Raw genomic sequence first — 15,005 nt, 5'->3', positions numbered from 1 at the left:
AGGTCCCCACCCTAGGGGTTCGAGACATCAGGCCTCGAACGTCATACCGCCTCGCCCGGAGTGTGTCCGCGTGTTCGTCGATTGTTCGTGTGGCGGATCTGTCCCGGCCAACCTCGCTGCCTAGCGTCACTCTCCTCGGGAAGGACGTTGCTATGAGATCGACCCCGGCGGTTCGCGCTCGCGGGATCAGCAAGTGGTTCGGGCGGGTGATCGCGCTCGACGAGGTCGACCTCGATGTCGGTGCGGGGCAGGTGCATGGCCTGGTCGGACCGAACGGAGCGGGCAAGACCACGCTGCTCGGTCTGCTGCTCGGCCTGGCACGTCCCGACGCCGGATCCCTCGAGATCCTCGGGACACCCGCACGACAGACCCTCGTGGTCCCCGACGGCGTCGCCGGTTTCGTGGACGGGCCGGGCCTCTACCCGACCCTCACCGCCCGGCAGAACCTGGCGGCTCTCGCGTCACTCCGCGGCACGCGCACGTCGTCCGCCGTCGACGACGCTCTCGAGCAGGTCGGTCTCGGCGACGTCGCCGACAACCGCGTTCGCGGCTTCTCGTTGGGTATGCGCCAGCGCCTCGGCCTTGCCGCTGCACTGCTCACCCACCCTCGGCTGCTCATCCTCGACGAGCCGTCCAACGGCCTGGACCCGGCCGGCAAGCAACACGTTCACCAGGTCATCGGCAGGCTGTCCGACGACGGGGTCGCGGTCGTGCTCTCCAGCCACCGGATGGACGACGTGGCAGCGCTCTGCACGGACGTCACCCTGCTCGCCACGGGGCGCGTGGTGTTCACCGGACCGCTGGCCAAGCTCGCAGCCGAGAGTGACGAGAACGACTACCGGGTGATCACGTCGGACTCCGCGAAGGCCGCAGTCGTCGCGGCGGACACCCCCGGTCTCAGGATCATCGAGGCCGGGGATGCGCTGGTGGTACGTGGTCCGGTGCTCGCGATCGACCATCTGGTCATCCGGCTCGTCGGGGCCGACGTCGCCCTCCGCGAGCTGACCCCCGTCGTGTCACCGCTGGAGGCCGCGTTCCTTGCGCTGACCCATACCGAGTCACCGCTGTGAGCGCCACGCTCACACGGCCGGTCGACCAGCCGGCCGCACCGTTCGTGCCCGCGTACCGTTTCGAGCTCGTCAAGCTGCTCGTCCAGGGCCGGATCCGTGCCGTGCTGCTGGTCTGCCTCCTCGCGCCCGCTGCGTTCGTGGCGGTGATCAGCCAGCAGAGCTCCCTGCCGACCGACACCGTCTTCGGTCGCTGGATGAACGCGACCGGATGGGCCGGCTCGCTGGTGATCCTCGCCTTCGCCTGCAGCTGGGGACTGCCGTTGCTCGTGTCACTCGTCGCCAGCGACGTCTTCGCGACCGAGGATCGACTGGGGACGTGGCGGCATCTGATGGTCGCGGTGCGCTCCCCGCGACGGATCTTCGCGGCCAAGGCCTTGGCCAGCCTCACCGTGACACTCCTGTTGGTCGGCTGCCTCGTGGCGTCGAGCATCATCGGCGGCCTCGCCGCTGTGGGCAACCACTCCCTCATCGGACTCGACGGGCACGTGCTGACCGCCGGAGTCGCTGCGCGGACCGTGGTGCTCGCGTGGGCCTGCGTGGTGACGCCGGCCCTGGCCTTCGGCGCGATCGGCCTGCTCGGATCGGTGCTTCTCGGTCGCTCGCCGATGGGCCTCCTGGTGCCGGCCGTCCTGGCACTCGCGATGAACCTGGCTCTGATGCTGCCCGTCCCGGTCGCCTTCCGCCTCGCTCTGCCCAGCAACGCCTTCCTGGCCTGGCGCGGACTGTTCACCGAGCCGGCCTCGAGCGGACCACTGCTGATCGGGATCGTCGTCAGCCTGCTCTGGACCGCGGCCGCCACCGGACTCGCGTACGTGATCTTCGTGCGTCGCGACTTCACCGACCTTTCCAACGACGGAGCGACCCGACGTACGCTCGTCGCCGCGGCTCTGCCCTTGGCCGTGCTGACCGGCGCGACGGCTCTGGTCCTCGCCGTGGCCTCCCCCGGGAGCACGGGTACGGGCGTCGAGAAGTCCAAGCTCGAGGCCTCGCTGTCGACCGCCTTCTCGCATCTCTACGTGCTGCAGACGCGCGAGCTGCATCGTCCCTCGGTCACCGAGGCGCAGCTCGAGACCAGCACGGCGTGCGACAAGGGCGGCTCGAGGGTCCCGGACCACGGACCCGGCAACGACTGGCGCTGCGTCGTGACGTGGCGCCTGCCGGGCGCGTCGGCCACGGGCTCCGCGATCTATCAGCTCGACGTCACCGCTGACGGTCGGTACATCGCCGACGGAGACGGACCGAAGGAGGTGAACGGCTCATTCCAGGTGCGTACGTCGACCGGCGACACACCTAACCCCTTGTGGCAGCTCGACGGCTACGTCGACCTGCTCGATCGCAACTGAGAAGGGAACACCATGCACGTCGTGCGCCAACGGACTCGTCCCCAGGGCAAGTCCAGGCTCCTTGCAAAGCACCGGTTCAAGATCCTCACCGTCGGCGCCACCGCGCTCGCGGTCGTGGGCACCGGCACCGCAGTCGCCGCCACCACCGGGTTCGGGCACAACCAGGTCGGCACCGAGTACACCGACGGCCTTCAGGTCTCGTCCAACCAGATCCTCAAGCCTCTCGGCGAGCGACTCTCCACGCCGTACGGGAAGATCATGGGCTCGACCGTGAGCCCCGACGGCCGGTTCCTGGCCGCCACCGCGAACGATCGTTCGATCTCGCTGGAGATCTACGACCTGTCGACCTACAAGCTGATCTGGCGAGGTGGGTCGGCGGCCGACGCCGACGCCAAGCTCACCGACAACACCGTCGGTCAGGAGGGGCCTGCGTACTCGCCGGATGGGAAGTTCCTCTTCATGCCGAACGCCACCGGCATCACCCGGTTCCCGGTCAACGACGACGGCAGCCTCGCGGCCGGCACCAAGATCGAGATTCCGACCGTCGGTGACAAGCAGGCCCTCACCAGCGGACTGACGTTCGGGTCCGACGGCACGCTGTACGCCGCCGCCAACGGACAGAACACCGTCGTCGCGATCGACCCGGCAGCAGGCACGATCAGCCGCACGTGGAACGTCGGGGTCGCACCGCGACAGGTGCGGTTCGTCGGTGACAAGCTCTACGTCAGCAATGAAGGCGGACGCCCCGCCAAGCCAGGCGAGACCACGATGGACTCGTACGGCACAGCGGTCGCCGCCAACGGCCAGCCGGGCAGCTCCACCACGGGGACGTTGAGCGTCATCGACCCGACGCGCTCCGGCAACGGCGTCGGCTCGATCAAGGTCGGGCTGCACCCCACCGCGCTGTACGCACACGGGTCGGACCTGTACGTCACCAACACCAACGACGACACCGTCTCGGTGGTCGACACGGCCCGCGGCCACGTGGTCCAGACCATCGCCACCCAACCGTGGCGTGGCTCGGCGATCGGCTATGAGCCGAACGGACTCGCGATCCAGCACGGCCGACTTCTGGTCAGCCTCGGACGGGCCAACGCCATCGCGGTCTACAGGCTCGGACATGACGCGATCGATCCGGTCAGCTACGTCGGGCTCGTGCCGACCGACTACTACCCCGAGGACGTCTTCACCGTCGGCAGCAAGACGGTCGTGGCGAATCGCCGCGGCATCGACGCACGCGGCCAGAAGATCACGTCCAAGCAAGGGCTGGGCACCGATCCGGCGACTGCCTGGGGCACGCACGGCACGACGGCCTCGCTGACGCGCTTCGACCTGCCGAGCGACCGTCAGATCCGGGACACCTACACCTCCGAGGTCTTCGCCCAGAACGGGTGGGACAGCGCGAGCACCACGCGCGCGCGTGGCAGCCACGCGGCCGCCGTGCCGGTGCCGAAGCGCATCGGCGATCCGTCGACGATCAAACACGTGTTCCTGCTGGTCAAGGAGAACCGCACGTACGACCAGCTCTTCGGAGACATGCCCGAAGGCAACGGGGATGCGTCGCTGGCCCAGTTCGGTGAGCAGACCACCCCGAACCAGCACGCGCTCGCACGACAGTTCGGGCTGTACGACAACACGTACGACGTGGGCACCAACTCGGCCGAGGGACACAACTGGCTGATGCAGGGCGACAACCCGGAGTACACCGAGTCCAGCGCCGGCGAGTACACGAGGTCGTACGACACCGAGGAGGACGTGCTGGGTCACCAGCGATCCGGCTTCCTGTGGACCGCGATCCAGGCGGCTGGCAAGAACGCCCGCAACTACGGCGAGTTCGAGTACACCGAGGGCAAGCCGTCCGGCTCCTGGCAGCAGTACTACTGCGCGGCCGACAGCGTGGACGCCGGCGGCGATCCTGCACAGCTCACGACCCCGGAGCTCAAGGGTGACTACGGGTCGGTGATCCCGTCCCTCAACGCCATCAGCGACCCGTTGTCCCCGCCGTTCGACCTGTCGATCCCGGACACCTACCGCTACCAGATCTGGAAGCAGGACTTCGAGAAGAAGGGTCCAGCCGACTTCCAGATGATGTGGCTCTCCAGCGACCACACGGGCGGTCCGTCGACGCCCCGCGCTGCGGTGGCCGACAACGACCTCGCGGTCGGCAAGGTGGTCGACGAGATCTCGCACAGCAAGTACTGGAAGAGCTCGGCGATCTTCGTGGTCGAGGACGACAGCCAGGCCGGCGTCGACCACGTCGACGGCCACCGGGCTCCGGTCCAGGTGATCAGCCCGTGGGCTGCACACGGCACCACGATCTCGACGTACTACTCGCAGATCTCCCTGGTCCGTACGATCGAGCAGATCCTCGGAGCGGAGCCGCTGAACCAGAAGGTCGCCGCCGCGACGCCGATGTACGACGCGTTCCGGGCCAAGGCTGACCTGAAGCCGTTCGACGCGGTGCCGAACCAGATCCCGCTGACCGAGAACGTCATGCCGGAACCAGCATGCGGTCCCGACAAGACAGCCTCTGGAGTCGAGGCGCCCAAGGTCCCGGCGAGTGCAGCTCCGCTCGCCACGGCGTGGGGTGCGTGGGCGCAGAAGCAACACTTCACGGGCCGTCAGGCGCGCGCCGACTACGCGCACCCGGAACAGATGAACCGCTACACCTGGTACCAGGCGCACAACTGGTCCAAGCCGTATCCAGGTGACGCGAAGCTCTACCTCCCGAAGGACGTCCCAGGCGCGGCGATCCCGTCCGCTGACAACGACTGACGCGAGGCACGTCGAAGGGCCCGCCGGCATCGCGCCGGCGGGTCCTTTCGTTCGACTGAGCCGGTCGGCTACTCGGCCATCGCTGGCGCGGCAGCCGGAGCCGGCGGGGCGACCTTGTTGACGCGGATGAGCGTCAACGAGGCGATGAGCGCCAGAGCCGTCACGACGATCGCGGCTTCGAACGCATGGTGCTGGCCGGAGATGAAGGCGTCGGACTGGCCGGCCGCCGTACGTGCCTGCGCACCCAGCTCTCGAGCGCGGTCGGCCGACGCGTGGGCGAAGATCGTGCCGAAGACCGCCAGACCGATCGCTCCGCCGACCTGCTGCCCGGTGTTGAGCAGCGCCGAGGCGAGGCCCGTCTCGTGCGGCTCGACACCGTTGACGGCCGTCATCGTCAGGGGCACGAAGCTGCAGCCCATGCCGACGCCGAGAAGCAGGATCGATCCGAAGAACGGCCAGTAGCTGCTGTTCGCGTCCAGCTGCGCGAACGAGATCATCGCGGCGATCGCCAGGATCGGCCCGACGGTCAGGAACGGCCGGATGCCGATCTTGGGGATCAGGCGCCGGACGACCACGATCGACATGAACATGATCGTTGCGGGCATCGGCAGGAAGCCGATGCCGGTGTGGAACGGGCTCCAGCCGTGGACGTTCTGCAGGTACTGCGCCAGGAAGTAGAACGTCGTGAACAGGGCAGCCGCGAGGAAGAGCATGATCAAGTAGGCGCCGCTGCGGTTGCGGTTCGCGAAGATGTGGAATGGCATCAACGGGTGGCTCGAGTTGAGCTCGATGACCACGAAGGCGACGAGCAGCACGGCCGCGATGGCGAGAGTCACGAGCGTCGTGGTCGAGCCCCAGCCGTCACTGGCAGCCTTGGTCAGGCCGTAGACCAGTGTCGACATGCCCGCAGTGACCGAGATGGCACCCGGCAGGTCGAGCTTCGTGCCGGCGCCCTGCGACTCGTTGAGCACACGCGGCGCGAGGAAGAGCACGATGGCGCCGATCGGGGCGTTGATGAACAGGGCCCAGCGCCAGCTGGCGTAGTCCGTGAGCACACCGCCGAGCAGCAGGCCCAGCGCTCCGCCGGACGCCGCCATCGCGGCGAACACGCCGAACGCGCGGGCGCGAGCCGCCGGCTCGGTGAACGTCGTGGCCAGCAGCGCGAGCGCGGTCGGGGCGGCGATCGCTCCGCCGGCACCCTGCGCGGCACGGGCGACGATCAGCATCGCCTCGTTGGTGGCGAACCCGCCGACCAGCGACGCGCCGGCGAAGATCGCGATGCCGATCATGAACATGCGCCGACGGCCGAACAGGTCGCCCGTACGTCCGCCGAAGAGCAGGAGGCCGCCGAAGGCCAGCGAGTACGCCGTGACGACCCACGTGAGGTTGTCGAGCGAGAAGTTGAGGTCATCGCGGATGCTGGGCAGCGCGACGTTGACGACGGTGGCGTCGAGCACGACCATGAGCTGCGCCACGCAGATCACGGCCAGGGCGAGTCCGCCGTTGCGGGTCGCTGTCGAGGGTGGAGCTTCAGTCATGGGATGTCTCCGAATCATTGGTCGAGAAGGTTCGTGCGGGGCGGCCGAGCATCGGGAGCAGCACGCTGCCCACCACCTGCTGGGCATAGGCGCGGCCGGCGGGCTGGCCGGTCGTGAGGACTCGCTGCAGCATGAGCGACGGCATCAGGCTCGCGGCCATGGCGATGTCGATGTCAGGGTCGACCTCCCCGCGGGCCACAGCGCGTTCGAGCATCCCGGTGATGCGTGCGATGCGAGGCTCGGTGAAGCGGGTCCTGAACGCCTCGAGTAGCTCCGGCTCCCGCGGAAGCGCCGAGCAGATGCTGACCATCACCTGGAACAACCGCTCCGAGTGCGGGCTGCAGGAGATGGCGATCATCAGGTCGATGTCGCCGTCCAACGACCCGGTGTCGATCGTGTCGATCGACGGCTTGAGCGTGGTCATCGCGTCGACGATCAGCTCGGCCTTGCTGTTCCAGCGGCGGTAGACCGTCGCCTTGCCGACCCCTGCTGCGGTGGCGACGCCTTCGATCGACATCCGGTCGTAGCCCTCACGGATGAGGGTGCTGATCGCTGCGTCGATGATGGCGTCGTCGCGACTGGGGTCGCGAGGGCGGCCCTGCTTGGGCTCGGCCGCCGGCGTGCTGATGGTCTCCACACACCCAGCCTAACACGAAACGGAACGGGTCCGTATCGTAACTAGTCGGGCCCCAAGCCAGCCGCCTGCCAGAGTCGACTGAATCAGCCGGCCAGTGCCGAGTCGACGTCCAGGCAGGCCGTCGCGAGGCGCCCGACTGGGTCAGCCAGAAGCGGTTCGAACGCGAGCTCCGCTGCACCGTGCAGCACTGAGTCGCCACCGAGTCCCGGCAGCGTGACCAGCACCTGCTCGCGAGGTGCGGCAAGACCGTGCACCTGCAGCTCGGCGTCGACGTCCTCGCGGACCAGGGGGAACAGCGACCGCAGGTAGCCACCGAGCACGATGACACGAGGGTTGAGCAGGTTGACCGCACCGGCGAGACCGCGCCCGAGGTGACGGCCGACGGCGCGAAGGTCTGGGGTCGCCTCGTGGACGCCCTCGAGGAACTCCCCCAGTGCCCCGACCTGTTCGGCCGGGCAACCGATGGCGAGAGCAATGGCGGGAGCACCGATCTCGGTCTCCCAGCAACCGCGCGCACCGCAGTGGCACAGCTTGCCGTCGGGCAGGAACGGCATGTGGCCGATCTCGCCGGCATAGCCGCCGGCACCCTCGAGCTTGCGACCGCCGACGATGACGCCGGCACCCACGCCGACCTCGCCGGAGAGATAGACCAGGTCGTCGACGCCAACGCCCGCACCACGCAGGTGCTCCGCCAGGGCGCCGAGGTCGGCGTCGTTGCCCAGCACCGGCATGGCGATCGGTCCGAGACGCTCGGACAGGATCTTGGTGAACGGCACGTCGTGCCAGCCGAGGTTGGGCGCCAGGCGGACGAGCCCGTCGTCGCCGCGGATGATGCCCGGCACGCCGAGCCCGACGCCGACGAGTGCGGCATCCGGCTCGACGTCGCGGACGACGAGACGCATCAGGTCGACGACGGAGTCGGCGATGGCGTACGGATCGTGGTCAGCCGGTACGGGACCGGTGGCCCGAGCGCGTACGACTCCCCCGAGTCCCACCCGGGCGACCGTCAGGCCGTCGACCCGCAGGTCGACCGCCAGGACGTACGCACCCGTGCGGGCCTTGACGTCGACCGAGGGGCGTCCGGCGCCGATCCGGGTCCCCGAGGGCTTGGCCTGATCGGCCAGTCCCAGGGACTCCAGCTCGGCCACCAGACCCGCGATCGTGCTGCGGTTGAGACCCATCCGAGCCGTCAGCTCGGCACGAGAGATGCGACCCGCGCGGTGCACGTGCCCGAGAGCTGTCCCGAGATTGTGCCGGCGAACGTCCTCCTGATTCGTGCCGACCCCCGAGCGTCCGGCTGTTGCCATGGCTAGAGACCTGTCGCCGAACGTCGCCTGCGCGAGATCGCGTCCACGCTGGCCGCGAGCAGGAGCACGCCACCGGTCACGACGAAGTTGATCCACGATGCCTGGTTGAGCAGGCCGAGTCCGTTGGCGATCGTGGCGATCACGAGACCACCGGTGACAGCGTCCCGGGCCTTGCCCTTGCCGCCGAACAGGCTCGTGCCGCCGATGACAGCTGCGCCCACTGCATAGAGCAGAGCGTTGCCGGCACCCGACGACGACGAGACCTTGCCACTCACGGACGCCTGGACGATGAGGCTGAGCGCCGCCATCGTCGAGCACGCCATGAACACGGAGATGCGGATGCGGTCGACACTGATGCCGGCGCGACGCGCCGCTTCAGGGTTGCCACCGACGGCGTACACGTGCCGACCCCAGGTCGTCCGGCCGAGCGCGAAGGTCCACAGGATCAGGAGCACGACGATCATCGGCAGGACGTACGGGATTCCCTTGATCGGGAAGTTCGGGTTGACGCTGCGGTTCTGGTTGAGGATGAACGTCACTCCGAGCATCACGGCGGCGAGGGCGATGATCTGCGCGATCACGACCGCGAACGGCTGGTGCTGCAGCCCTCGCTCCACCTTCTGCCGATGGCGAAGGAGTGCCAGGACGGCATAACCGGCGATGACGGCCAGGGACACGATCCAGCCAGCCGCCACACTCATGTTGTTGTTGGCGATGCCGGCGATGACTTCCTGGTTGATCCGGACGGAGCCGCCCTCACCGATCAGCTTCAAGGTCACGCCCTGGAGGCCGAGGAAGAACGCCAACGTCACGACGAAGGACGGAATCCCGAGCTTCGCGACGATCAGACCGATGACGATGCCGATCACGGCGCCTGTCGCCAGGGCGGCGAGCACCGCGAGGCCCCACGGTTGGTCGTGCTTGACCATGAGCACGCCCATGACACACGCCGCCACACCTCCGGCGACACCCGCCGACAGGTCGATCTCCCCCAGCAGCAGGACCGGCACGAGCGCCATGGCGAGGATGATGATGGGGCCGGCCTGCGTGATCAGGTTGGCCATGTTGAGGTTCGACAGGAACCGGTCGTTGGCGAAGCCGAACACGATGAACAGCACGACGAGGCCGAACACGGACGGCAGTGCGCCCATGTCACCGCCACGCACTCGACCGATGTAGGCCTGGACGGACTCGCCCAGCGTGTTGGACTGCGTGAGGTCGGACGCGAAGCCCGCCTCTTCTGATTCAGTGATGATGTCAGTCATGTCAGATCTCCCGGTCAGACCGTGGTGGAGGACGCCGAGGCGTCGAGGTCGGATGAGTGTCCGGTCGTGATCAGCTCGACGACCTGGCGGGACGTGACGTCCTTGGTGGCGACGTCGGCAGCAACCCGGCCGAGGTAGAGCGCCGTGATGCGGTCAGCAACCTCGAAGACGTCGGTCAGGTTGTGCGAGATCAGCAGGACGCCCACGCCTGAGTCGGCGAGACGGCGTACGAGATCCAGCACCTGACGCGTCTGCGCGACACCGAGAGCAGCCGTCGGCTCGTCCAGCAGCACGACGCGCGAGTTCCACAGCACCGACTTGGCGATGGCGACAGTCTGCCGCTGGCCGCCGGAGAGGCTGGCGACGCTCTGACGGACGGACTTGACGGTGCGGACCGACAGCGACGTCAGTGCCTCGCGGGCCTTGGACTCCATCGTGGTCTCGTCGAGGACGAGGCCGCTCTTCTTCTCGCGGCCGAGGAACATGTTCTCGACGATGTCGAGGTTCTCGCACAGCGCGAGGTCCTGGTAGACGACCTCGATGCCGAGGGCACCGGCGTCCTTGGGGCCGTGGACCGAGACGGGCTTGCCCTCGAAGACGTACTCACCCGTGTCGATGGGGTAGATGCCTGCGAGGCACTTGACGAGGGTGGACTTGCCGGCGCCGTTGTCACCGACCAGCGCGGTGACCTGTCCGGGATAGATGGCGAGGTCGACGTCATGGAGGACGTGGGCCACGCCGAAGCTCTTGTTGATTCCTCGGAGCTCGAGGAGGGGGTTCGATGCGCTCATGGTGAGCCTTTCGGGGGGTGCAGGGTCCGAGATGGGGTGGTGCGAAGACAGCATCGGGTGCGGTCCTCCGGAGATTGCCCGGAGGACCGCACCCTCAGCAATCAGCTGATGCCAGCGTCAGTGCACAGCTTGGCGTAAGCGCCGGTGCACAGATCGGAGGCCTTCATGTCGCCCGAGTCGATGACAGCCTTGACGTTCGACTTGTCGATCGCGACCGGGTCCAGAAGGATCGCCGGGACGTCACGCTTGCCCGTGTCGTCCTTGACGGTGCCCGTGGTCTCAGCCTTGTCGCCCTTGGCCATGGCGATAGCTGCCTTGGCGAGCGCGCCGGCCTGACCCGTGGCGGACTTCTGGATCGTCATGCACTGGTCACCCGTGAGGATGTTCTGCAGACCCTCGACCGTGGCGTCCTGGCCCGTGACCGGGACCTTGCCGTTCTGGCCGTTCTTCTTGAGGATCGAGATGACGCCGCCCGCGAGGCCGTCGTTGGCCGCGTAGACGCCGTCGACCTTGCCGTCGACGCGCGTGTAGAGCTGCTCGAAGATCGTGACGGCCTTGTCGTTGTCCCAGTCCGGAACGGCCTGCTCAGCGACGTTCTTGTAGTTCGAGACCTTGTCGAGGACGCTGTGCGCACCCTGCGAGAACAACGTGGCGTTGTTGTCGGTCGGCGAACCGTTGAGGTAGATCAGGTTCGCCGGCTTGTCACCCAGGCACTTGGCCAGGCCTTCACCCTGGAGGGCACCGACCTTGCTGTTGTCGTAGGAGATGTAGACGTCGGCCGAGCCACCCAGCGTCAGGCGGTCGTAGTCGATCGTCTTGACGCCCTGCTTGGCCGCCTTGGCCTCGATCGCGGCACCCGAGTCCGAGTCGAGGTTGACGATCGCCAGGACCGTCACACCGTCGGTGATCATGCCGTCGGCGATGGTCGCCATCTTGTCGGCGTCACCCTCGGCGTTCTGGATGTCGTACTTGACGCCAGCAGCGTCGAACGCCTTCTTGAGAGCGGGACGGTCGGCGCTTTCCCAACGGACCGACGACTTGGTGTCGGGCAGGATGACGCCGATCTTGCCGGCCTTGTCCTTGCTGCCACCTCCGCCGCCGTCACTGCCGTCGCTGCTGCCACCGCAGGCGCTGAGCGCGAGGCTCGCACCCATGATTCCTACAAGTACGAGATTGCGTGTCCGCTTCACACAGACCGCCTCCTATTTCCTCCAGTAGTGCGCCGGGCCGACATTATTTCGTCCACGTGACGCGTTTGTTGTTTGCCACAACGTATACCGTGACTGGGGTCACGTCCAGCGGTTGCGACAACAAATGGGTTACAGGACGGTGACCCCGCAACGCAGCAGGGGCACCGCCGGATCGGCGATGCCCCTGACCTGCGGCTTTGCTCAGTCGAGCAGGCTGCGCAGCACGTACGGCATGATGCCGCCGTTGCGGTAGTAGTTGGCCTCGCCCGGCGTGTCGATGCGTACGACGGCGTCGAACTCGACGTCTCCGGCCTTCACGTGCACCGTCCGCGGGGTCTCGCCGTCGTTGAGCTTGGTGATGCCGGTGAAGTCGAACGTCTCCTCCCCCGTCAGCCCGAGGGACTCGGCGTTCTGGCCCTCGGGGTACTGCAGCGGAAGGACGCCCATGCCGATCAGGTTGGACCGGTGGATGCGCTCGTAGGACTCGGCGATGACGACCTTGACGCCCAGCAGCGCGGTGCCCTTGGCGGCCCAGTCCCGCGACGACCCGGAGCCGTACTCCTTGCCGGACAGGACGACCAGCGGCACGCCAGCGGCCTGGTAGGCCTCGGACGCCTCGAACACGCTCGTGACCTCGCCGCCGTCGATGAGGTTGCGCGTGAATCCGCCCTCGGTGCCCGGCGCCATCTGGTTGCGCAGGCGAATGTTGGCGAACGTGCCGCGGATCATGACCTCGTGGTTGCCGCGACGTGAACCGTACGAGTTGAAGTCGCGCGGCTCGATGCCGTGCTCCGACAGGTACGTGCCGGCGGGGCTGTCCTTCTTGATGGCACCGGCGGGGCTGATGTGATCGGTCGTGACCGAGTCGCCGAGCTTGAGCAGGACGCGGGCACCCGTGACCTCCTCGACCGGCGACGGCTCGCGGTCCATGCCGTCGAAGTAGGGCGCCTTGCGGACGTAGGTCGACTCGGGATCCCACTCGAACACGTCACCGTCGGGCGTCGGCAGGTTCTGCCAGCGCTCGTCGCCGGCGAACACGTCGGCGTACTCACGGCTGAACGTGTCGGAGTCGATCGAGGTCGCGATGACGTCCTCGATCTCCTGCGGCGTCGGCCAGATGTCCTTCATGAACACGTCGTTACCGTCGGCGTCCTGGCCGAGGGGCTCGGCGTAGAGGTCGACGTCCATCGAGCCGGCCAGGGCGTACGCGATGACCAGCGGCGGCGACGCGAGGTAGTTCATCTTGATGTCGGGGTTGATGCGGCCCTCGAAGTTGCGGTTGCCCGAGAGCACTGCGGTGACGGCCAGGTCGCCGTCGTTGACGGCCTTGCTGACCTCGGGGATCAACGGCCCGGAGTTGCCGATGCACGTCGTGCAGCCGTAGCCGACCAGGTTGAAGCCGAGCTTGTCGAGGTAGACGTTGAGCCCCGACTTCTCGTAGTAGTCGGTGACGACCTTCGACCCCGGAGCCAGCGTCGTCTTGACCCACGGCTTGCGCTGCAGGCCCTTCTCGACAGCCTTCTTGGCGAGCAGCCCGGCGCCGATCATCACCGACGGGTTGGACGTGTTGGTGCACGAGGTGATCGCCGCGATCGTCACGGCGCCGTGGTCGAGCACGAACTTCGTACCGTCCTCGAGCGTGACCTCCTGCGGGTTGCTGGGGCGGCCGCCGTCGGCGGGCGCGCAGCTCAGGTAGTCGCGAGCCGGCGTCTGGCCGTCCGCGTGCTCGTTGGACGGCGGATCGGAGGCCGGGAACGACTCCTCCAGCGACTCGTCCCACTCACCTGAGACGGCATCCGCGTCAGCGTCGACGTACGCCGCGAGCGCGCCGCGGAACGACTGCTTGCTGTCCGTGAGCGACACGCGGTCCTGGGGACGCTTGGGGCCGGCGATCGAGGGGACGACGTCGCCGAGGTCGAGCTCGAGGTACTCGGAGTAGCGCGGTTCCTTGTCGGCGTCGTGCCACAGGCCCTGCGCCTTGGCGTAGGCCTCGACGAGGGCGATCTCGTCGTCGGTGCGACCCGTGAGGCGGAGGTACTTGGTCGTCTCGTCGTCGATCGGGAAGACCGCGATCGTCGAGCCGTACTCGGGGCTCATGTTGCCGATCGTGGCGCGGTTGGCCAGCGGCACCGCTCCCACGCCCGAGCCGTAGAACTCGACGAACTTGCCGACGACTCCGTGCTCACGGAGCATCTCGGTGATGACGAGCACGAGGTCGGTGGCGGTGGCGCCCTCGGGCAGCTCGCCGGACAGCTTGAAGCCGACGACCCGCGGGATCAGCATGCTGATCGGCTGGCCGAGCATCGCTGCCTCGGCCTCGATGCCGCCGACGCCCCAGCCGACGACACCCAGGCCGTTGACCATCGTGGTGTGCGAGTCGGTGCCGACGCAGGAGTCGGGGTAGACCGTCCCGTTCTTGTCGAACACGACGCGGGCCAGCTTCTCGATGTTGACCTGGTGCACGATGCCGGTGCCGGGCGGGACGACCTTGAAGTCGTCGAACGCGCCCTGGCCCCAGCGGAGGAACTGGTAGCGCTCGCGGTTGCGCTCGTACTCGATCTCGACGTTGCGCTCGAACGCCTCGGGGGTGCCGAAGACATCGGCGATGACGGAGTGGTCGATGACCATCTCGGCCGGCGCGAGCGGGTTGATCTTGGTGGCGTCGCCGCCGAGGTCGGCCATGGCCTCACGCATCGTGGCGAGGTCGACGACGCACGGGACGCCGGTGAAGTCCTGCATGATCACGCGGGCTGGCGTGAACTGGATCTCCTTGCTGGGATCGGCGTTGGCGTCCCAGCCGGCGAGGGCCTCGATGTCGGCCTTGGTGATGTCGGCGCCGTCCTCGGTGCGCAACAGCGACTCGAGGAGCACCTTGAGGCTGAACGGGAGGGTCGAGACGTCGAGCCCGTCACCCGTCACCGCGTCGAGGCGGTAGTAGTCGTACGTGGAGTCCCCGACTGTGAGGGAGTCCTTCGATCCAAAGCTGTCGACGGCCATCGTCATTCTCCTTCGCGTCGTCTTCCATCCTGCCCAGCATCGCTGCGCAACGCACGGTCAGGCTGTCCTAACTTCATGCGCGAATGTCTCTT

At 67.6% G+C, this 15,005-nt stretch carries 10 protein-coding genes; 3 read left to right on the top strand and 7 right to left on the bottom strand.

The window, feature by feature from the left end:
• The first annotated feature begins 152 nt into the window (after window positions 1-152).
• The 3 genes from ASC61_RS15905 to ASC61_RS15895 are packed head-to-tail and all read left to right on the top strand — an operon-like array spanning window position 153 to window position 5,188.
• Window positions 153-1,070: an ABC transporter ATP-binding protein gene (locus tag ASC61_RS15905; RefSeq protein ID WP_056213517.1), complete on the top strand. Its 918-nt coding sequence runs from the start codon at window positions 153-155 to the stop codon at window positions 1,068-1,070.
• Window positions 1,067-2,413 (top strand): ABC transporter permease, encoded by a 1,347-nt coding sequence (locus tag ASC61_RS15900; RefSeq protein ID WP_056213516.1) that lies wholly within the window; start codon window positions 1,067-1,069, stop codon window positions 2,411-2,413. Before ASC61_RS15905 ends, ASC61_RS15900 begins: the two co-directional genes overlap by 4 nt.
• Before the next feature lie 12 nt (window positions 2,414-2,425).
• Window positions 2,426-5,188, top strand: a complete 2,763-nt coding sequence (locus ASC61_RS15895) for a bifunctional YncE family protein/alkaline phosphatase family protein (RefSeq protein WP_056213514.1) — start codon at window positions 2,426-2,428, stop codon at window positions 5,186-5,188.
• A 68-nt stretch (window positions 5,189-5,256) separates the two neighbouring features.
• Here ASC61_RS15895 and ASC61_RS15890 read toward each other — a convergent pair whose 3' ends face one another.
• The 7 genes from ASC61_RS15890 to ASC61_RS15860 form a co-directional block, all read right to left on the bottom strand.
• The gene (locus tag ASC61_RS15890) at window positions 5,257-6,726 is read right to left on the bottom strand and encodes an MFS transporter (RefSeq protein ID WP_056213512.1); all 1,470 of its coding nucleotides are present in this window, start codon (window positions 6,724-6,726) and stop codon (window positions 5,257-5,259) included.
• Window positions 6,719-7,363 (bottom strand): TetR/AcrR family transcriptional regulator, encoded by a 645-nt coding sequence (locus ASC61_RS15885; protein ID WP_056213511.1) that lies wholly within the window; start codon window positions 7,361-7,363, stop codon window positions 6,719-6,721. The genes ASC61_RS15890 and ASC61_RS15885 overlap by 8 nt, the downstream gene beginning before the upstream one ends.
• Window positions 7,364-7,446: 83 nt before the next feature.
• Entirely contained in the window at window positions 7,447-8,670 is a 1,224-nt protein-coding gene (locus ASC61_RS15880) for an ROK family transcriptional regulator (protein WP_082530715.1), read from the bottom strand.
• A 2-nt stretch (window positions 8,671-8,672) separates the two neighbouring features.
• Window positions 8,673-9,935, bottom strand: coding sequence for a sugar ABC transporter permease (locus ASC61_RS15875; RefSeq protein WP_056213509.1), 1,263 nt, complete (start codon window positions 9,933-9,935; stop codon window positions 8,673-8,675).
• A gap of 14 nt (window positions 9,936-9,949) precedes the next feature.
• Entirely contained in the window at window positions 9,950-10,726 is a 777-nt protein-coding gene (locus tag ASC61_RS15870) for an ATP-binding cassette domain-containing protein (protein ID WP_056213508.1), read from the bottom strand.
• Between the two features lie 101 nt (window positions 10,727-10,827).
• Window positions 10,828-11,880, bottom strand: a complete 1,053-nt coding sequence (locus ASC61_RS15865) for a sugar ABC transporter substrate-binding protein (protein WP_200935470.1) — start codon at window positions 11,878-11,880, stop codon at window positions 10,828-10,830.
• 237 nt (window positions 11,881-12,117) lie between these two features.
• Complete coding sequence (locus ASC61_RS15860; RefSeq protein WP_200935469.1) at window positions 12,118-14,913, bottom strand: aconitate hydratase; 2,796 nt, start codon at window positions 14,911-14,913, stop codon at window positions 12,118-12,120.
• Window positions 14,914-15,005 lie beyond the last annotated feature (92 nt).

Origin of the sequence: Aeromicrobium sp. Root344, assembly GCF_001425755.1 — a bacterium.
Lineage (GTDB): Bacteria > Actinomycetota > Actinomycetes > Propionibacteriales > Nocardioidaceae > Aeromicrobium.
The sequence above is the reverse complement of the archived record's forward strand: the minus strand, read 5'-3'. Positions and strand labels throughout refer to the sequence as shown.

Coding starts and splice junctions, on each gene's coding strand:
- ASC61_RS15905 (WP_056213517.1), top strand. CDS start 153: ATGAGATCGACCCCGGCGGTTCGCGCTCGCGGGATCAGCAAGTGGTTC.
- ASC61_RS15895 (WP_056213514.1), top strand. CDS start 2,426: ATGCACGTCGTGCGCCAACGGACTCGTCCCCAGGGCAAGTCCAGGCTC.
- ASC61_RS15890 (WP_056213512.1), bottom strand. CDS start 6,726: ATGACTGAAGCTCCACCCTCGACAGCGACCCGCAACGGCGGACTCGCC.
- ASC61_RS15880 (WP_082530715.1), bottom strand. CDS start 8,670: ATGGCAACAGCCGGACGCTCGGGGGTCGGCACGAATCAGGAGGACGTT.
- ASC61_RS15875 (WP_056213509.1), bottom strand. CDS start 9,935: ATGACTGACATCATCACTGAATCAGAAGAGGCGGGCTTCGCGTCCGAC.
- ASC61_RS15870 (WP_056213508.1), bottom strand. CDS start 10,726: ATGAGCGCATCGAACCCCCTCCTCGAGCTCCGAGGAATCAACAAGAGC.
- ASC61_RS15865 (WP_200935470.1), bottom strand. CDS start 11,880: ATGGGTGCGAGCCTCGCGCTCAGCGCCTGCGGTGGCAGCAGCGACGGC.
- ASC61_RS15860 (WP_200935469.1), bottom strand. CDS start 14,913: ATGGCCGTCGACAGCTTTGGATCGAAGGACTCCCTCACAGTCGGGGAC.